At 57.5% G+C, this 18,993-nt stretch carries 19 protein-coding genes; 11 read left to right on the plus strand and 8 right to left on the minus strand.

Translation table 11 applies throughout. The features are described from left to right. Positions 1-2: 2 nt before the first annotated feature. The gene (metB, locus tag ACR809_RS24970; RefSeq protein ID WP_004150388.1) at positions 3-1,163 is read right to left on the minus strand and encodes a cystathionine gamma-synthase; all 1,161 of its coding nucleotides are present in this window, start codon (positions 1,161-1,163) and stop codon (positions 3-5) included. Positions 1,164-1,430: 267 nt separating this feature from the next. Between metB and metJ the strand changes: the two genes are divergently transcribed. Beyond that, positions 1,431-1,748, plus strand: coding sequence for a met regulon transcriptional regulator MetJ (gene metJ, locus ACR809_RS24975; RefSeq protein WP_002882924.1), 318 nt, complete (start codon positions 1,431-1,433; stop codon positions 1,746-1,748). Between the two features lie 101 nt (positions 1,749-1,849). On the opposite strand, the gene rpmE is transcribed toward metJ, so the two are convergent. Then, positions 1,850-2,062 carry a 50S ribosomal protein L31 gene (gene rpmE, locus ACR809_RS24980; RefSeq protein WP_002882922.1) on the minus strand — a complete coding sequence of 71 codons (213 nt, stop codon included), beginning with the start codon at positions 2,060-2,062 and terminating at the stop codon, positions 1,850-1,852. A 252-nt stretch (positions 2,063-2,314) separates the two neighbouring features. On the opposite strand from rpmE, the gene priA reads away from it, so the two are divergent. The 7 genes from priA to rraA all read left to right on the plus strand — a co-directional run bounded on the left by priA (position 2,315) and on the right by rraA (position 10,285). Continuing rightward, a complete protein-coding gene (gene priA / locus ACR809_RS24985; protein WP_065801175.1) occupies positions 2,315-4,510 on the plus strand; it encodes a primosomal protein N' in 2,196 nt (731 codons plus the stop codon). Between the two features lie 150 nt (positions 4,511-4,660). After that, positions 4,661-5,689 (plus strand): DNA-binding transcriptional regulator CytR, encoded by a 1,029-nt coding sequence (cytR, locus tag ACR809_RS24990; RefSeq protein WP_002882921.1) that lies wholly within the window; start codon positions 4,661-4,663, stop codon positions 5,687-5,689. A 93-nt stretch (positions 5,690-5,782) separates the two neighbouring features. Continuing rightward, positions 5,783-6,751 carry a cell division protein FtsN gene (gene ftsN, locus ACR809_RS24995; RefSeq protein ID WP_071526720.1) on the plus strand — a complete coding sequence of 323 codons (969 nt, stop codon included), beginning with the start codon at positions 5,783-5,785 and terminating at the stop codon, positions 6,749-6,751. 91 nt (positions 6,752-6,842) lie between these two features. Continuing rightward, positions 6,843-7,373, plus strand: coding sequence for an ATP-dependent protease subunit HslV (gene hslV, locus ACR809_RS25000; RefSeq protein ID WP_002882918.1), 531 nt, complete (start codon positions 6,843-6,845; stop codon positions 7,371-7,373). 9 nt (positions 7,374-7,382) lie between these two features. Beyond that, positions 7,383-8,717: an HslU--HslV peptidase ATPase subunit gene (gene hslU, locus ACR809_RS25005; protein ID WP_002882917.1), complete on the plus strand. Its 1,335-nt coding sequence runs from the start codon at positions 7,383-7,385 to the stop codon at positions 8,715-8,717. Between the two features lie 69 nt (positions 8,718-8,786). Further along, a complete protein-coding gene (gene menA, locus ACR809_RS25010; protein ID WP_002882914.1) occupies positions 8,787-9,707 on the plus strand; it encodes a 1,4-dihydroxy-2-naphthoate polyprenyltransferase in 921 nt (306 codons plus the stop codon). Between the two features lie 92 nt (positions 9,708-9,799). After that, positions 9,800-10,285, plus strand: a complete 486-nt coding sequence (gene rraA, locus ACR809_RS25015) for a ribonuclease E activity regulator RraA (protein ID WP_002882913.1) — start codon at positions 9,800-9,802, stop codon at positions 10,283-10,285. Positions 10,286-10,346: 61 nt separating this feature from the next. On the opposite strand, the gene pfkA is transcribed toward rraA, so the two are convergent. The 3 genes from pfkA to cpxP form a co-directional block, all read right to left on the minus strand. Continuing rightward, a complete protein-coding gene (pfkA, locus tag ACR809_RS25020; protein ID WP_002882911.1) occupies positions 10,347-11,309 on the minus strand; it encodes a 6-phosphofructokinase in 963 nt (320 codons plus the stop codon). 196 nt (positions 11,310-11,505) lie between these two features. Then, complete coding sequence (fieF, locus tag ACR809_RS25025) at positions 11,506-12,408, minus strand: CDF family cation-efflux transporter FieF (protein WP_002882907.1); 903 nt, start codon at positions 12,406-12,408, stop codon at positions 11,506-11,508. A 158-nt stretch (positions 12,409-12,566) separates the two neighbouring features. Beyond that, the gene (gene cpxP / locus ACR809_RS25030; RefSeq protein WP_002882903.1) at positions 12,567-13,070 is read right to left on the minus strand and encodes a cell-envelope stress modulator CpxP; all 504 of its coding nucleotides are present in this window, start codon (positions 13,068-13,070) and stop codon (positions 12,567-12,569) included. 149 nt (positions 13,071-13,219) lie between these two features. Between cpxP and cpxR the strand changes: the two genes are divergently transcribed. Next, positions 13,220-13,918 (plus strand): envelope stress response regulator transcription factor CpxR, encoded by a 699-nt coding sequence (gene cpxR / locus ACR809_RS25035; RefSeq protein WP_002882901.1) that lies wholly within the window; start codon positions 13,220-13,222, stop codon positions 13,916-13,918. Continuing rightward, a complete protein-coding gene (cpxA, locus tag ACR809_RS25040; RefSeq protein WP_002882898.1) occupies positions 13,915-15,288 on the plus strand; it encodes an envelope stress sensor histidine kinase CpxA in 1,374 nt (457 codons plus the stop codon). The genes cpxR and cpxA overlap by 4 nt, the downstream gene beginning before the upstream one ends. Positions 15,289-15,355: 67 nt before the next feature. Here cpxA and yiiM read toward each other — a convergent pair whose 3' ends face one another. Then, positions 15,356-16,030 carry a 6-hydroxyaminopurine reductase gene (yiiM, locus tag ACR809_RS25045; protein ID WP_002882896.1) on the minus strand — a complete coding sequence of 225 codons (675 nt, stop codon included), beginning with the start codon at positions 16,028-16,030 and terminating at the stop codon, positions 15,356-15,358. A gap of 72 nt (positions 16,031-16,102) precedes the next feature. Beyond that, a complete protein-coding gene (gene sodA / locus ACR809_RS25050) occupies positions 16,103-16,723 on the minus strand; it encodes a superoxide dismutase [Mn] (RefSeq protein ID WP_002882894.1) in 621 nt (206 codons plus the stop codon). Positions 16,724-17,012: 289 nt separating this feature from the next. Here sodA and rhaT point away from each other — a divergent pair, with 289 nt between their 5' ends. Then, positions 17,013-18,047 carry an L-rhamnose/proton symporter RhaT gene (rhaT, locus tag ACR809_RS25055; RefSeq protein ID WP_122051632.1) on the plus strand — a complete coding sequence of 345 codons (1,035 nt, stop codon included), beginning with the start codon at positions 17,013-17,015 and terminating at the stop codon, positions 18,045-18,047. Positions 18,048-18,079: 32 nt separating this feature from the next. Here the strand turns inward: rhaT and rhaR are convergent, their stop codons facing one another. Continuing rightward, the gene (rhaR, locus tag ACR809_RS25060) at positions 18,080-18,925 is read right to left on the minus strand and encodes an HTH-type transcriptional activator RhaR (protein ID WP_002882891.1); all 846 of its coding nucleotides are present in this window, start codon (positions 18,923-18,925) and stop codon (positions 18,080-18,082) included. Between the last annotated feature and the right edge of the window lie 68 nt (positions 18,926-18,993).

Genomic DNA, 18,993 nt, shown 5'->3' on the forward strand with positions numbered 1-18,993 from the left:
CTTTATTCCTCGTTTGCTGCCCGGAAGCCATTTTCCAGGTCGGCAATTAAATCTTCACCATCTTCAATACCGGTCGATATACGCAGGAGCGTTTCTGAAATTCCGGCGGCGGCACGCGCTTCAGGCGCCATGCCGGCATGCGTCATCGTTGCCGCATGGGAAATCAGGCTTTCAACGCCCCCCAGCGATTCCGCCAGTGTAAACAGCGACAGCCCGCTCAGAAAACGGCGCAGCGTCTGCTCGTCACCGTCAAGCTCGAAGCTTAACATTGCGCCAAAACCTTTTTGCTGACGCGCCGCAATTTCATGCCCCTGGTTTTCCGGCAGCGATGGATGATACAGCTTTTTCACCAGCGGCTGGGTTTTCAGATACTCAACGATCGCCAGGGCATTTCGCTGCGCCACTTCCATCCGTGGAGACAGCGTCCGCAGCCCGCGCAACAGCAGATAGCTGTCGAAGGCGCTGCCGGTGACGCCAATATTATTCGCCCACCATGCCAGTTCGGTGACAGTTGCCGGATCTTTGGCAATCACCACCCCGGCCACCACATCGGAGTGACCATTGAGGTATTTGGTACAGGAATGCAGCACCAGATCGGCGCCCAGCGCCAGCGGGTTTTGCAACGCCGGGCTCAGGAAGGTGTTGTCCACCACGCTAATTGCCCCGGCCTCACGCGCCAGACCACAGATTTTCGCAATATCCACCACCCGCAGCAATGGATTACTTGGGCTTTCCACCAACACCAGCTTCGGTTTTTCCGCCAGCGCCGCCCGCAACGCCTGCTCATCGCTTTGATCGACAAACTGGACGCGATAGCAGCCGCGCTTCGCCAGGCTGTCGAACAGACGGTAGCTGCCGCCGTAGCAGTCGTGCGGCGCCACCAGCAGATCGCCCGGTTTAAGGAACACTGTCGTCACCAGCAGGATCGCCGACATTCCGGTATTGGTCAGCACCGCGCCGGCGCCGCCCTCCAGCTCCGCTAAGGCGCGCTGCACCACATCGCGCGTCGGATTGCCACGACGGGAGTAGTCGTGGGCGCGCGGTTCATTAAAGCCGGTGAAGTTATAGGTACTGGAGAGGTGAATCGGCGGGACAACGCAACCGTACTGCTCGTCGTCATTTAAACCGCTACGCACTGCGATGGTGGCCTGTTTACGCGTCATGTTGGGAAGTTCCTGGGCTGAATCGGTGAAAAGTCAGGCTCCAGAGTAATCATTGTCACAATAGACGTCAATACATCTGGACATCTAAACTTCTTTGCGTATAGATTGAGCAAAGTGCAAATAGCCGTTAAAATTATATGCATTAGCGCACGTCGTCGGCGGCTTATCTCATGTCAGAAAGCCCGCGCATACGGTAAACTACGCGCAATTATAGCCCGGGCGGAATATTCTGGCCCTTCACTAATAAACAGAGGATTAAGGTATCTCATGGCTGAATGGAGCGGCGAATATATCAGCCCATACGCTGAGCACGGTAAGAAGAGTGAACAAGTAAAGAAAATTACGGTTTCCATTCCTCTGAAGGTGTTAAAAATCCTCACCGATGAACGCACGCGTCGTCAGGTGAATAACCTGCGTCACGCGACCAACAGCGAGCTGCTGTGCGAAGCGTTTCTGCATGCCTTTACCGGACAACCGTTGCCTAACGATGAAGACCTGCGTAAAGAGCGCAGCGATGAGATCCCGGAAGCGGCGAAAGCGATTATGCGTGAACTGGGAATCGACCCGGATACGTGGGAATACTGAGACGATAAAAAGGGCGGAATAATCTTCCGCCCTTTTTTCTTTCCCGCCCAGGCAGGCGGAAGAGACAAAAAAGCCGCCCTGAGGCGGCTTCTTCTGGCAACTTACTTGCTGCCCGGGATGCTGAAGCGCTTGTTGAAGCGGTCAACACGGCCACCGGTAGCAACATCACGCTGTTTGCCGGTGAAGAACGGGTGGCATTTGCCGCACACGTCGAGGTTCAGGTCGTGACCAACGGTGGAGCGGATTTTCATGACATTACCGCAAGAACAGGTAGCAGTAATTTCGTCGTAATTTGGGTGAATACCTTTTTTCATGGGAGAACCTCAGTTAAGGCCGCGTCGCTCTTCCAGCCCTAACGCCAGACACCACGCGATATTAGTAATTTCCCGTCGCCTTCTACGCTGCTGACAGCGTGAAGCACGCGGTAATGGTCAATCTTCAATGCGATATAAAGCGCATCAAAGGCGGCGAATCATACAGAATTTGACCAGCATATGCAAACTGATCCGCGCCGCCTTATCGTAATGTGTATACTATCCCGCCAGATTTCAAGTCAGGAAGATGACATGTCCGTCGCCCACGTTGCCCTACCCGTTCCGCTACCGCGCACTTTTGACTACCTGCTGCCTGAAGGCATGGCGGTCAAAGCGGGCTGTCGGGTGCGGGTGCCGTTCGGCAAACAGGAGCGGATCGGCATTGTCGCGGCGGTGAGCGAGCGCAGCGAACTGCCGCTGGATGAGCTAAAACCGGTCGCCGAAGCGCTGGACGACGAGCCGGTCTTCTCCACGACTGTCTGGCGACTGCTGATGTGGGCGGCTGAGTATTACCATCACCCGATCGGCGATGTGCTGTTCCATGCATTACCCGTTATGCTGCGCCAGGGCAAACCCGCCAGCGCCACGCCGCTGTGGTACTGGTTCGCCACCGAGCAGGGGCAGGTTGTCGACCTTAACGGCCTGAAACGCTCCCGGAAGCAGCAGCAGGCGCTGGCGGCGCTGCGCCAGGGTAAAATCTGGCGTCATCAGGTTGGCGAACTGGAATTCAATGAAGCGGCGCTGCAGGCGCTGCGCGGTAAAGGGCTGGCGGAGCTGGCCTGCGAAGCGCCCGCCCTCACCGACTGGCGCAGCGCGTATTCGGTTGCCGGCGAACGCCTGCGCCTGAATACCGAGCAGGCCACCGCCGTCGGGGCGATCCACAGCGCCGCCGATCGTTTCTCCGCCTGGCTGCTGGCGGGTATTACCGGCTCCGGGAAAACGGAAGTCTATTTGAGCGTGCTGGAGAATGTGCTGGCGCAGGGGCGCCAGGCGCTGGTGATGGTGCCGGAGATCGGCCTGACGCCGCAAACCATCGCCCGATTTCGCCAGCGCTTTAACGCGCCGGTGGAAGTGCTGCACTCCGGGCTCAATGACAGCGAACGTCTCTCGGCCTGGCTGAAGGCGAAAAATGGCGAAGCGGCCATTGTGATCGGCACCCGCTCCTCGCTGTTTACCCCATTTAAAGATCTCGGCGTCATCGTCATCGACGAAGAGCATGATAGCTCCTACAAGCAGCAGGAAGGCTGGCGCTACCATGCCCGCGACCTGGCGGTATGGCGCGCCCACAGCGAGCAGATCCCGATAATTCTCGGCTCGGCGACGCCGGCGCTGGAGACTCTGCATAACGTCCGCCAGGGTAAATACCGCCAGTTAACCTTAAGCAAACGCGCGGGCAATGCGCGCCCGGCCCAGCAGCACGTGCTCGATCTCAAAGGGCAACCGCTGCAGGCGGGCCTGTCTCCCGCGCTGATTAACCGTATGCGCCAGCACCTGCAAGCGGATAACCAGGTGATCCTGTTTCTTAACCGCCGCGGCTTTGCGCCAGCGCTGCTGTGCCACGATTGCGGCTGGATAGCGGAATGCCCGCGCTGCGACAGTTACTATACGTTGCACCAGGCGCAGCACCATCTACGCTGCCACCATTGCGACAGCCAGCGCCCGATCCCGCGCCAGTGTCCTTCCTGCGGCTCCACGCATTTGGTGCCGGTAGGGATCGGCACCGAGCAGCTGGAGCAGGCCCTGGCGCCGCTGTTCCCTGAGGTGCCTATCTCGCGTATCGACCGCGATACCACCAGCCGCAAAGGAGCGCTGGAGGAGCATCTCGCCGCCGTCCATCGCGGCGGGGCGCGTATTCTGATTGGCACCCAAATGCTGGCCAAAGGGCACCACTTCCCGGACGTCACCCTCGTCTCCCTGCTGGATGTCGACGGGGCGCTGTTTTCCGCTGATTTCCGCTCCGCAGAGCGTTTCGCTCAGCTTTATACCCAGGTCTCCGGGCGAGCGGGCCGGGCAGGAAAACAGGGCGAGGTCATTCTTCAAACCCACCATCCGGAACACCCTCTACTGCAGACCCTGCTGTATAAAGGCTACGACGCCTTTGCCGAACAGGCGCTGGCAGAGCGGCAGACGATGCAGCTGCCGCCGTGGACCAGCCATGTGCTGATTCGTGCGGAAGACCATAACAACCAGCAGGCGCCGCTGTTTTTACAGCAGCTGCGCAATCTGCTGCAGGCCAGCCCGCTGGCCGACGAAAAGCTATGGGTGCTCGGTCCGGTTCCGGCGCTGGCGCCAAAGCGCGGCGGCCGCTGGCGCTGGCAAATATTGCTGCAGCATCCTTCGCGGGTGCGTCTGCAACATATCGTTAGCGGTACGCTGGCGCTGATCAATACGCTTCCGGAGGCGAGAAAAGTGAAGTGGGTGCTGGATGTCGATCCGATTGAAGGATAAGCCTTCTCTTGCGAGCCGGATCGAAAAATTTAACAAGCATCACGTTTTTCATGAAAATTCTGTAACTCACTGCCGCGACTATCTGATAAAAATGATGCAGCAGTTAGCGCCCAAGGGAAATGCCAGCGCCATTCAGCGAGGAGAAACCAGGTGAAGCCCAAAAAACAAGTGGTTGCCGCCACCATGAAAGACGTCGCCCTCAAGGCAAACGTTTCCACGGCAACCGTGTCCCGAGCGTTGATGAACCCTGATAAGGTGTCGCAAGCCACCCGTAACCGGGTCGAGCAGGCGGCGCTGGAAGTCGGCTATTTACCGCAGTCGCTCGGACGCAATATGAAGCGCAACGAATCGCGGACGATCCTCGTGATCGTCCCGGATATCTGCGACCCCTTCTTTAGTGAAGTGATCCGCGGTATTGAAGTCACTGCCGCCGAGCACGGCTATCTGGTGTTAATCGGCGATTGCGCCCACCAGAATCAGAAAGAAAAAACCTTTATCGACCTTATCATCACCAAGCAGATCGACGGCATGGTGCTGCTCAGCTCGCGCCTGCCGTTTGACGCCAGCGTGGAAGAGCAGCGCAATTTGCCGCCAATGGTCATGTCGAATGAGTTTGCGCCGGAGCTGGAGCTGCCCACCGTCCATATCGATAACCTGACGGCGGCCTTTAACGCGGTAAATTATCTCCACGAGCTGGGACATCAGCGTATCGGCTGTATCGCCGGCCCGGAAGATATGCCGTTGTGCCATTATCGCCTGCAGGGTTATGTGCAGGCGCTGCGCCGCAGCGGTATCACCGTCGATCCGCACTATATTGCTCGCGGCAACTTTACCTTCGAAGCCGGCGCCAATGCGCTGGAGCAGCTGCTGGCGCAGCCGGTGCCGCCCACGGCGGTCTTTTGCCATAGCGATGTGATGGCGCTGGGCGCCTTATCGCTGGCAAAACGTCGCGGTCTGAAAGTGCCGGACGACCTGTCAATTGTCGGCTTCGATAACATCGCGTTGTCTGAATTTTGCGACCCGCCGTTGACCACGGTTTCACAGCCACGGTTTGATATCGGCCGTGAAGGAATGCTGCTATTACTGGAGCAAATGCAGGGGCATAACGTGAACAGCGGCTCGCGTCTGCTCGATTGCGAACTGATTGTTCGCGGCAGTACGCAAAAAATCAGACGATAACCATCAGGCTTTCGGGCCTGCTCTTCTGGTCAAAGGCCCGCCGCTTAAGTAACATGGCGGGCTGACGAACGAATATAAGACAGCGAAACGATAGTGGCACAACGAGATTATGTACGCCGCAGCCAACCGGCTTCTTCGCGGCGCAAAAAGAGCACGACCCGAAGCTCAAGGAATAAGCAAAGCAGCCTTCCGGCGATTTCACCGGCGATGGTGGCGATCGCGGCGGCTGTGCTGGTGGCCTTTATCGGTGGCCTCTATTTCATTACGCATCATAAGAAAGAAGAAGCGGAAGCGATGCAAAATCGCCAGGCCGCCGGCAACGGCTTGCCGCCCAAACCGGAAGAGCGCTGGCGCTATATTAAAGAGCTGGAAAGCCGCCAGCCTGGCGTCCGCGCGCCGACCGAACCGACCGCTGGTGGCGAAGTCATGAAACCGGAACAGCTGACCGACGAGCAGCGCCAGCTGCTCGCCCAGATGCAGGCCGATATGCGCCAGCAGCCGACCCAGCTGACCGAAGTGCCGTGGAACGAACAAACGCCGGCGCAGCGCCAGCAGACGCTTCAGCGTCAGCGTTTAGCGCAGCAACAGCAGCAGGCGCAGCAGCAACAGTGGGCGCAGACTCAGGCGCAGACCGTCCAACAGCAGCCGCCGCGCGTTCAGCAGCCGAAGCCGGTTCAGCAGCAACAGCCGAAGCAGACCGTGTCAAACCAGCAGCCGTACCAGGATCTGCTGCAGACGCCAGCGCATACCAATACCACGCAGCCGCGTACCCAGGCCGCGGCGCCGGTAACTCGGGTGGAAGAAGCGCCGAAAACCACCGCCGAGAAGAAAGACGATCGTAGCTGGATGATCCAGTGCGGCTCTTTTAAAGGCGCCGAGCAGGCCGAAACCGTCCGCGCTCAGCTGGCTTTCGAAGGGTTTGCTTCGCACATTACCACTAACAACGGCTGGAACCGCGTGGTTATTGGCCCGTTGAAAGGCAAAGAAAGCGCCAACGAGATGATCACCCGCCTGAAGATGGCTGGACACGCGAACTGCATTCGTCTCGCCGCCAGGGGTTGAAACCCTCAAAATCCCCCCCATCTATAATTGCATTCGGCCCCGCGGACAGCGCGGGGCCCCTGTTCCGCTTTTGCAACCAAGGGGTCTGCTCGTGACTACAATTGTAAGTGTTCGCCGTAACGGCCATGTTGTTATTGCCGGTGATGGCCAGGCCACGCTGGGCAACACCGTGATGAAGGGCAATGTGAAGAAAGTGCGTCGTCTGTACAACGACAAAGTGATTGCCGGTTTCGCTGGCGGCACCGCCGACGCCTTCACGCTGTTCGAACTGTTTGAACGTAAACTGGAAATGCACCAGGGCCATCTGGTGAAGGCCGCCGTTGAGCTGGCCAAAGACTGGCGAACTGACCGGATGTTGCGCAAACTGGAAGCGCTGCTGGCCGTCGCGGACGAAAACGCGTCGCTTATCATCACCGGTAACGGTGACGTGGTACAGCCGGAAAACGATTTGATTGCTATCGGCTCCGGCGGTCCTTACGCCCAGGCCGCGGCCCGCGCGCTGTTGGAAAATACCGATATGGGCGCGCGCGACATCGCCGAGAAAGCGTTGGATATTGCAGGTGATATCTGCATCTATACCAACCATTTCCACACCATCGAAGAATTACCTTCTAAAGCGTAAGGATCTCCCATGTCTGAAATGACCCCACGCGAAATTGTCAGCGAACTGGACAAACACATTATCGGTCAGGACGCCGCCAAGCGTTCTGTTGCTATCGCCCTGCGTAACCGCTGGCGTCGGATGCAGCTTAACGAAGAGCTGCGTCATGAAGTCACGCCGAAAAACATTCTGATGATCGGCCCAACCGGCGTCGGTAAAACCGAAATCGCCCGTCGTCTGGCAAAACTGGCTAACGCGCCGTTTATCAAAGTTGAAGCGACGAAGTTCACCGAAGTGGGCTATGTCGGTAAAGAAGTGGACTCCATCATCCGCGATTTGACCGATGCGGCGATCAAAATGGTTCGTATGCAGTCCATCGATAAGAACCGTTACCGCGCGGAAGAGCTGGCGGAAGAGCGCGTGCTCGACGTGCTGATCCCACCGGCGAAGAACAACTGGGGCCAGACTGAGCCGTCGCAGGAACCGTCTGCAGCGCGCCAGGCGTTCCGTAAAAAACTGCGTGAAGGCCAGCTGGACGATAAAGAGATTGAAATCGATCTCGCTGCGGCGCCGATGGGCGTTGAAATCATGTCCCCTCCGGGCATGGAAGAGATGACCAGCCAGCTGCAGTCTATGTTCCAGAACCTCGGCGGCCAGAAGCAGAAACCGCGTAAGCTGAAAATCAAAGACGCGATGAAGCTGCTGATTGAAGAAGAAGCGGCCAAACTGGTCAATCCGGAAGAGCTGAAGCAGGAAGCCATCGACGCTGTAGAGCAGCACGGTATCGTCTTTATCGACGAAATCGACAAAATCTGTAAGCGCGGCGGCAACACCTCCGGCCCGGACGTCTCCCGCGAAGGCGTACAGCGCGACCTGCTGCCGCTGGTGGAAGGCTGCACCGTCTCCACCAAACATGGGATGGTCAAGACCGACCACATCCTGTTTATCGCCTCCGGCGCATTCCAGGTGGCCAGCCCATCCGATCTGATCCCGGAACTGCAGGGGCGTCTGCCGATCCGCGTTGAGCTGAAGGCGCTGACCACCCACGACTTCGAGCGCATCCTGACCGAGCCGAATGCCTCCATCACCGTGCAGTACAAGGCGCTGATGGCGACCGAAGGGGTGAACATCGAATTCACCGAAGACGGCATCAAGCGCATCGCCCAGGCCGCATGGCAGGTAAACGAAACCACCGAGAACATCGGTGCGCGTCGCCTGCACACCGTGCTGGAGCGCCTGGTGGAAGACATCTCCTATGATGCCAGCGAGATGAACGGCCAGACCGTCACTATCGATGCCGAATATGTGAGTAAACACCTGGATGTTCTGGTGGCAGATGAAGATCTGAGCCGTTTTATCCTATAATCCGGTGCAATGCATTTTCATCACTGTTGATGGGGGCTATCGCCCCCATTTTTATTGGCTAAAATAACTATGACTGATATCAGCCGTTCACAGGCGTGGCTGGAAAGCCTGCGTCCTAAAACGTTACCGCTGGCATTTGCCGCGATTATTGTTGGCACCGTCCTTGCCTGGGAGCAGGGCCATTTTGATCCCTGGGTTGCCCTGCTGGCGCTGATCACCGCCGGCTTGCTGCAAATTCTTTCCAACCTCGCCAATGACTACGGCGACGCGGTTAAGGGGAGCGATAAACCGGATCGCATCGGGCCGCTGCGCGGGATGCAGAAAGGGGTGATTACCCCCCAGCAGATGAAGCGCGCCCTGATCGTCACCGTCGTACTCATCTGCCTGTTTGGTCTGGCGCTGCTGTGCGCCGCCTGGCAGAGCGTCGGCGATTTCATCGGCTTCCTCGCCCTGGGAGGCCTGTCTATCGTGGCCGCCATCACCTACACGGTGGGCACCCGTCCGTATGGATATATTGGTCTGGGTGATATCTCAGTACTCGTTTTCTTCGGCTGGCTGAGCGTCCTCGGCAGCTGGTATCTGCAAGCCCATAATGTGGAAGCGGCCATTTTTCTGCCGGCGACAGCCTGCGGTCTGCTGGCGACCGCCGTGCTGAACATCAATAATCTGCGCGATATCGACAGCGACCGGCAGAACGGGAAGAACACCCTCGCCGTGCGCCTGGGCCCGGTCAATGCCCGCCGCTATCATGCCTGCCTGCTGCTCGGCGCCCTGCTGTGTCTGGCGCTGTTTAACCTGCTGGCGCTGCATTCAGCCTGGGGCTGGCTGTTTATTCTCGCCACGCCGCTGCTGGTGAAACAGGCGCGCTACGTCCTGCGCGAATCCGATCCGCTGGCGATGCGGCCAATGCTCGAAAAGACGGTCAAAGGGGCCTTACTGACCAACCTGCTGTTTGTTATCGGAATTATTGCCAGTAAGCTGATGGCTTAACTGACAAATATCAATTAACAATTGATGATTTTGCCAACAATGCGATTCGCGGGATATACTAAAAACTCTCGCAGCAACTGAACGTTAAGCCTATGAAATACGATACTTCCGAGCTTTGTGACATCTACCAGGAAGATGTCAACGTCGTGGAACCGCTGTTCTCTAACTTTGGAGGACGGTCGTCGTTTGGTGGACAGATCATTACGGTTAAATGTTTCGAGGATAACGGGTTGCTCTACGATCTGCTCGAGCAGAATGGCCGTGGTCATATTCTCCTGATCGACGGCGGCGGCTCAGTACGACGCGCGTTAATTGACGCTGACCTGGCGCGTCTGGCCGTCCAGAATGAATGGGAAGGGTTGGTGGTCTATGGCGCGGTGCGCCAGGTTGACGACCTTGAGGAACTGGACATTGGTATTCAGGCGCTGGCGGCGATTCCGGTCGGCGCGGCTGGCGAAGGCATCGGCGAAAGCGACGTGCGCGTCAATTTCGGCGGGGTGACTTTCTTCTCCGGCGACCATCTGTATGCCGATAACACCGGGATGATCCTGTCGGAAGACCCGCTGGATATCGAATAAACCTTCCGCCATAAAAAAGGCCTTCTCCATGAGAAGGCCTTTTGTTTATCCGGCGCGTAACTTAGTACAGTTTCTTCGCGCAATCCAGCCAGTCGTTTTTGAACGGACGCTTCATGTTCTCGATGGCATCGATGATGTCGTGGTGCACCAGCTTCTCGTTCTGGATGCCGACGCAACGGCCGCCATGGCCCTGCAGCAGCAGCTCAATCGCATAGGCGCCCATGCGGGAAGCCAGGATGCGGTCGTAAGGAACCGGGGAACCGCCGCGCTGAATGTGGCCGAGGACGGTGGCGCGAGTTTCACGGCCAGTCTCTTTCTCGATGTAGCTTGCCAGCTCGTCAACGTCGCACATGTGCTCGGTGATGGCCACGATAGCGTGTTTTTTCCCTTTCGCGATACCGGCTTTGATTTCTGCCACCAGATCGTCACGGGTATATTCCACTTCAGGCACCATGATGAACTCACAGCCGCCGGCAATCGCCGCCGCCAGGGTCAGGTCGCCACAGTAACGGCCCATCACTTCCACCACGGAGATACGCTGGTGCGAAGAGGAGGTGTCGCGCAAACGGTCAATCGCTTCCACCACGGTGCTCAGGGCAGTAAAGAAGCCGATGGTGTAGTCAGTGCCTTTGATATCGTTGTCGATGGTGCCCGGCAGGCCGATGCATGGGAAGCCCATCTCGGTCAGGCGCATCGCCCCCATATAGGAACCGTCACCGCCGATAACCACCAGCGCGTCCAGGCCGCGCTTCTTCATGTTTTCGATAGCCACAGCGCGGATGTGTTCTTCGCGGAATTCCGGGAAGCGAGCGGAGCCCAGGAAGGTGCCGCCGCGGTTGATCATGTCGGAAACGCTGTAACGGTCGAGCTGAACCATACGGTCTTCATACAATCCGAGGTAACCGTCATAGATTCCAAAAACTTCCAGACCTTCCGTTAATGCCGCGCGCACAACGCCACGAATTGCTGCGTTCATGCCCGGCGCATCACCGCCACTTGTCAACACACCGATTTTCTTAATCATGACTACCTCTGAACTTAGGAAGCAAAAAATAATTCTGTTGCCTGAAGCGCTCCCTCACCAGGAGTGCACGACGCTAATGACAATAGTATATCAAACGCCTCAAGCTGAATTGATTCAGGTCAGACCAAACGGCGGTAATTTATACAAAAAATGCCGATCTGCCCCACATTTTTACATCGAGTTTACAGACTATAACCTAACGCTCAAAAAAGCCCTGCTGCGCCGCTGGCACCACAGAGCTGGGATCCTGATGGATAATGACATCGGACCCCGGGAAACGGCGCAGAATCGCCTGCTCCACCTGGTCTGCAATCACGTGGGCTTGCACCAGCGGGAGGTTATCTTCCATTTCCAAATGAATCTGAATAAAGCGGGTCGGCCCTGACTGCCGCGTTCGTAGATCGTGCGCCCCGCGGATGCCGGGCCATGCGGTCACGATGGTGATAATGTCCTGACGCTCCTCGTCAGGCAAGGCGCGGTCGAGTAGTGACTGAACCGCCTCATAGCCCATCCGCAGCGCGCTATATAAAATATAGATGCCAATCCCTAGGGCAAACAACGCGTCGGCGCGATGCCAGCCGTACCAGGATAGGCCCAGCGCCACCAGAATGGCGCCGTTCATCATAACATCAGACTGATAATGAAGCATATCCGCCCGCACCGCCTGGCTCTGGGTTTTTCGCACCACCCAGCGCTGGAAAGTCACCAGCGCCAGCGTACTAACGAGGGCGATCAATGTGACGACGACCCCGACGCCGGCGGCCTGCAGCGGCTCCGGGCGCACCAGGTGCTGAATGCCGGTGAGAAACAGGAACAGCGCCGAGCCGGAGATAAACATGCTTTGCGCCAGCGCCGCCAGCGACTCCGCTTTGCCATGACCAAAGGTATGTTCTTCATCAGCAGGCTGTAGCGAATAGCGAACCACCAGCAGGTTGGTCAGCGAGGCGGCAATGTCCACCAGCGAATCCACCAGCGCAGCCAGAATACTGACAGAACCGGTATACCACCACGCAAAAATTTTGATCAAAAGTAACGCGGAGGCCATAGCCGTCGCGGCGATAGCGGCGCGGCTCACCAACCGGCCATAAGATTGATTCATATAGGCTCCTTCTCCTGCAATGCGCTTAGTATAACCCGAACTTGTGACGCTCACGGGATAGGCGAAGGAGTTGATTTACCGTAAAAAGGGCAAAAAAAACCCCCACATCATGTGGGGGAAGACAGGGATGGTGTCTATGGCAAGGAAAACAGGGTTTGTTACTGGGGTTGCAGGGTGTTGCTACTACTCGAAAGCATCATCGCTGAGCCTTTCTGCATCCTTGCAACCTCACGCAACTGATCCATACGCTGCTGGTGCTTAGCATTTAAAACCGCTTGCTGCTCTGGCGTAAGCAGGTGGTACATCTGGTTGCGAACCTTAGCCATCTCGACCTGGCGGGCAACCTGTTCCTGCGCCATCTTTTCTGCCTGAGCGCGCACAGCGTTTTCATCAAAATTTTCTGCGGTGACAAGGCGATGCATTGTCTCCATTTCGCTAACATTAACGGGGAGCCTGTCGTGGCGTGCCCGTTGCATAAGATCCCGTAACTGCTGACGTTGCTGCTCGGTTAAACTTATGCCGTCAAACATATGGCTTTGGCTACCGCGCTGTCCCCCGTCGTCTCCGGGGAGCCAGTTAACGCTGGTAACGACTTCAGCGGCCTGGCTATATGCACTTAGCGCCAGCGTTGAGGCCATGACGGCAGCGATAACATTGCGCATCACATACTCCCAAAACGTTTGTGTCGCGATTCAACGAGAGACAGTCTACGATTCAGGCTGCAAACATGCGTCAGGGGGTGTAAAACAACGTAAAGTCATGGATTAGCGGGCCTTGATGACGTAATTTCTGCCTCGGAGGTATTTAAACAATGAATAAAATCCTGTTAGTTGATGATGACCGGGAGCTCACCTCCCTGTTAAAAGAGCTGCTCGATATGGAAGGTTTTAACGTGCTGGTGGCCCATGATGGGGAACAGGCGCTGGCCCTTCTGGACGACAGCGTTGATTTATTGCTGCTCGACGTGATGATGCCGAAGAAAAACGGTATCGATACGCTGAAAGAGCTGCGTCAGACACACCAGACTCCGGTTATCATGCTAACAGCGCGCGGAAGCGAGCTGGATCGCGTTCTCGGCCTCGAGCTGGGCGCGGATGACTATTTGCCTAAGCCATTCAACGATCGCGAGCTGGTGGCCCGTATACGCGCGATTCTGCGCCGTTCCCACTGGAGCGAGCAGCAGCAGACGACCGAAGCCGGCTCACCAACCCTGGAAGTGGATGCCTTAAGCCTCAATCCGGGCCGCCAGGAAGCCAATTTCGATGGCCAGACGCTGGAGCTCACCGGCACCGAGTTCACCCTGCTCTATCTGTTAGCGCAGCATCTCGGTCAGGTAGTCTCCCGTGAGCATTTAAGCCAGGAAGTGTTAGGCAAGCGCCTGACGCCGTTCGACCGCGCCATTGATATGCATATTTCCAACCTGCGGCGTAAGCTGCCGGAGCGCAAAGATGGCCATCCGTGGTTTAAAACGCTGCGTGGCCGCGGGTATCTGATGGTTTCCGCTTCATGATTGGAAGTTTGACTGCACGCATCTTCGCCATCTTCTGGCTCACGCTGGCGCTGGTGTTGATGCTGGTGCTGATGTTGCCCAAACTGGATTCCCGGCAGATGACCGAGCTGCTGGAAAGCGAGCAGCGTCAGGGCATCATGATCGAGCAGCACGTCGAGGCCGAGCTGGCCAACGATCCGCCAAACGACCTGATGTGGTGGCGTCGTTTGTTTCGCGCCATCGATAAATGGGCGCCTCCGGGACAACGCCTGCTGCTGGTGACCAGCGAAGGCCGCGTGATCGGCGCAGAACGCAACGAGATGCAGATCATTCGTAACTTTATCGGCCAGGCCGATAACGCCGATCATCCGCAGAAAAAACGCTATGGCCGCCTGGAAATGGTGGGCCCGTTTTCCGTCCGGGACGGGGAGGATAACTATCAGCTCTATCTGATTCGTCCCGCCAGCACCTCACAATCCGACTTTATCAACCTGCTGTTTGACCGGCCGCTGCTGCTGCTGATCGTCACGATGCTGGTCAGCGCCCCGCTGCTGCTGTGGCTGGCGTGGAGCCTGGCGAAACCGGCGCGTAAGCTGAAAAATGCCGCCGATGAAGTCGCCCAGGGCAACCTGCGCCAGCATCCGGAGCTGGAAGCCGGGCCGCAGGAGTTTTTAGCCGCTGGCGCCAGTTTTAACCAGATGGTGACGGCCCTGGAGCGGATGATGACCAGCCAGCAGCGGCTGCTGTCCGATATCTCGCACGAGCTGCGCACGCCGCTTACGCGCCTGCAATTAGGTACCGCCCTGCTGCGTCGCCGCAGCGGAGAGAGTAAGGAGCTGGAGCGTATCGAAACTGAAGCGCACCGGCTGGACAGCATGATCAACGACCTGCTGGTGATGTCGCGCAATCAGGCGAAAAACGCCCTGGTCAGCGAGACGGTGAAAGCCAATCAGCTATGGAACGAAGTGTTGGACAATGCGGCGTTTGAAGCCGAGCAGATGGGGAAATCTTTCACCGTTGAGTATCCGCCGGGCCCATGGCCGCTGTACGGTAACCCCAATGCGCTGGAAAGCGCGCTGGAGAATATCGTGCGCAACGCCCTGCGCTACTCGCATACGAAAATTTCCGTCAGCTTCTCGGTGGATAAAGACGGGATTACGGTTAACGTCGATGACGACGGCCCGGGAGTCAGCCCGGAGGATCGCGAACAGATTTTCCGGCCATTCTACCGGACCGACGAGGCGCGCGACCGCGAGTCCGGCGGCACCGGCCTGGGGCTGGCGATTGTCGAAACCGCTATTCAGCAGCACCGCGGCTGGGTGAAGGCCGACGACAGCCCGCTGGGTGGTCTGCGTTTAACAATCTGGCTGCCGCTGTATAAACGAACCTGACGCCGACCCGGCCTGCGCTGTGCGGCGCTGCGCCGGGAGCATCCCCGGGAATACTTAATATGGGGGATTATTTCCCCCATAATCTCCGCGAACTATCCTCTATCTTGCCGCTTAAACGCCGTTTCTGCATCGTTCGGCTCCAGCTAACAGACAGGCCCGCTGCCGACAATAAGCGGTGGTACTGATCATCATCAAACGGCATCTGCCAGGCAATCGCCCCGGCCTCATGAACGCTGACATCACTCAGCCGGGAAACCAGCTCGAGCGGCGCATCGCTGGAAACTTGCCCTCCGGCAATCACCCGGTACAGCCAGCCGGTTTTTCCGCTGTTTTGCATCAGCTGCGCCATATCATTGATCGCAAAATGAAAGTTGAGCTTGAAGCACGGCGATCGCGGCTGGGTGACCTGGATCAGCGCCTCGCCCCAGCGAAAGATATCGCCGATATAAACGTTTTGCTCGGTAAGCCCGGTGGTGGAGAGGTTTTCGCCGAACGCCGGCGCGCAGAACCGCTCGGCCTGCTGGGGGAAGTCACGGATCCAGTCGGCATAGTGTTCGCGCGGATAATGACACAGCGCGCGGTCCGGCCCGCCGTGGATTTTCTTCTCCGCCTGCTGGTCCCCATCGAGACCGAGATCGCCGAGCTGCAATTCTCCGTCGACCTGGATTTTGTCGATCGCGCTGGGGCGACTGCCCGCGTAGTCCCTGATTTTGCCGACAAAGACATTCACCGGATAATGCATGGCTGCTCTCCTTGCTACAGATATAAAAAAAGCGAGTCATCAGACTCGCTTCTCTTTTAGCGCAATGCAACCTTATTTTTTGGCGGCAAAACGCGCTGCAGCTTCGTCCCAGTTCACTACGTCCCAGAAGGCTTTGATGTAGTCCGGGCGGCGGTTCTGGAATTTCAGGTAGTAAGCGTGTTCCCAGACGTCCAGGCCGATAATCGGGAAGCCGGAAGCGCCGGAAATGGCTTCGCCCATCAGCGGGGAATCCTGGTTGGCGGTGGAGACAACGGCCAGTTTGTCACCTTTCAGGACCAGCCACGCCCAGCCGGAGCCGAAACGGGTAGCAGCGGCTTTTTCGAATTCCGCTTTGAAGTTCTCCACGGAACCGAAATCGCGCTCGATAGCCGCTTTCAGGTCGCCCTGCAGGGTGGTACCGGTTTTCAGGCCTTTCCAGAACAGGCTGTGGTTCGCGTGGCCGCCGGCGTTGTTACGCAGTACGGTTTTTTTGTCAGCCGGCAGCTGATCCAGCTTGGTAATCAGCTCTTCAGCGGACAGGTTAGCGAACTCCGGCAGGCTTTCCAGCGCGGCGTTGGCATTGTTCACGTAGGTCTGGTGGTGTTTAGTGTGATGGATCTCCATCGTCTGCTTGTCGAAGTGCGGTTCCAGAGCATCGTAAGCGTAAGGCAGGGATGGCAGGGTATAGCTCATAATCATCTCCATTATTGTCGAGCGGCTCAAGTGTTAACGCCGCGTAAGCAGTTTGTCCATTATAGTTAATTAAATGGTATTGAAAATGCTTATCAATGCCGTATTTTTCATATGGATATAACCAGAAGAAATACCCGTCGTTTTGTGATGTAGAACAACTAATTAAGCCCATGGTTGCCAGGGTTCGCCATCCTGTGGCAACGTCCTGAAGGCGGCCAAAGCGGCCAATTTTTACACTCATCCCATCGGAAGCCGCCGTCTCCGATAAAAAAAGATGAGGATAAAATCAATGAACCACGCGATTTCGATGGGTATTTTTTGGCATTTGATAGGGGCCGCCAGTGCCGCCTGTTTCTATGCCCCGTTCAAGAAAGTAAAACACTGGTCGTGGGAAACCATGTGGTCGGTCGGGGGGATCGTCTCCTGGCTGATTCTGCCCTGGGCCATCAGCGCCACGCTGTTACCCGACTTCTGGGCCTACTACCGCTCTTTTAGCGCCTCCACGCTGCTGCCGGTCTTTCTGTTCGGCGCCATGTGGGGCATTGGTAATATCAACTATGGCCTGACCATGCGCTATCTTGGCATGTCGATGGGGATTGGCATCGCCATTGGCATCACGCTGATTGTCGGCACGCTGATGACGCCGATTATTAACGGTCAGTTTGCAGTGCTGATGCGCACCCAGGGCGGTCAAATGACGCTGCTCGGCGTGCTGGTGGCGGTGATTGGCGTCGGCATCGTCACCCGCGCAGGCCAGCTGAAAGAGCGCAAAATGGGCATCAAAGCCGAAGAGTTCAATCTGAAGAAAGGGCTTCTGCTGGCGGTAATGTGCGGTATCTTCTCCGCAGGGATGTCGTTCGCGATGAACGCCGCCAAACCGATGCATGATGCCGCCGCGGCGCTCGGCGTCGACCCGCTGTACGCAGCGCTGCCAAGCTACGTGGTGATTATGGGCGGCGGGGCGCTGGTTAACCTTGGCTTCTGCTTTATTCGTCTGGCGAAAGTGAAGAACCTGTCAGTCAAAGCCGATTTCTCGCTGGCCAAACCGCTTATCATCAGCAACCTTCTGCTCTCTGCCCTCGGCGGTCTGATGTGGTATCTCCAGTTCTTCTTCTATGCCTGGGGCCACGCCAGCATTCCGGCGCAGTATGATTATATGAGCTGGATGCTGCACATGAGTTTCTACGTGCTGTGCGGCGGTGTGGTGGGTCTGGTGCTGAAGGAGTGGAACAACGCCGGCCGTCGTCCGGTGAGCGTCCTGAGCCTCGGCTGCGTGGTGATTATCATCGCCGCCAATATCGTCGGTCTGGGAATGGCCAGTTAATCACCGGATCATCCGCCTGACAACGACGCTCTTCAGGCGGCGGCGCGACTGCGCTGCCGCCATTGCCCCGGTGACATGCCGATTTCCCGGCTAAAAACCACCGAAAAGTAGTTACTGTCCTCAAAGCCGCACTGCATGGCGATATCGCCGATTAAGCGCTCGGTATGCTGCAGCAGATACTGCGCATGGCAGATCCGCAGCTGGCGTAAATAGTGATTGATGGTCATCCCGGTTTGCTGGCGAAACTGCTGGCGAAGCGCCCGCTCGCTGCCGCCCTCCTGCTCGCAGAAACGCTCCAGAACAAAGGGGCGGCTAAGGCTGGCCGCCAGCGCGGCCAGCAGTTTGTCCAGCAGCGCTTCGCGCTGCGTCGCCGCGGGATCATCCGTCGCGTAGCGATGGCGCTGCAGCGTCAGCGCCAGCTGGGCAAAAAGCAGTTCGGCCATCGCATTTCCCTGCGCGTCGCGCCGGGCGCACTCATGCTCAAGCTGGCTAATCACCTGGCGCGCCTGCGCCATACCTGTGCTGCCCATGCGCCAGTGGGGCTTCCACGGCGTGCCGAAGAGGCCAGGGATCGCCCCGGCCCAGTCAAAATTGAGCTGCAGCCGCTCCGGGCAATAGATGATGTTCTGCAGAACCAGATCGTTAACGGAAGCATAGGAGTGTTTATCTTCGGCGCGAATGTAGAACAGATCGCCGCGGGTAATGCGCCAGGGGCGATCGTTAAGGACGTGCAGCCCGTTGCCTCGCCACACCAGCACCAGCTCGCAGAACTCATGGGTATGTTCGGCAAAGACATTTTGCGGGTAGCGGTCTGCCACCGCCACTGCCTGTGTGGCGGAAGGGAAAAACTCCTCTTTACGTAAAATCAGACCGGCCACGGCTCACACTCCAAACGCGGATAACGGCGCATTATTCGCGTTTTTAGTCTGCAATACGTTGACTCTTC

It is taken from the genome of Klebsiella sp. CD33 (assembly GCF_051992865.1).
GTDB lineage: Bacteria > Pseudomonadota > Gammaproteobacteria > Enterobacterales > Enterobacteriaceae > Klebsiella > Klebsiella pneumoniae.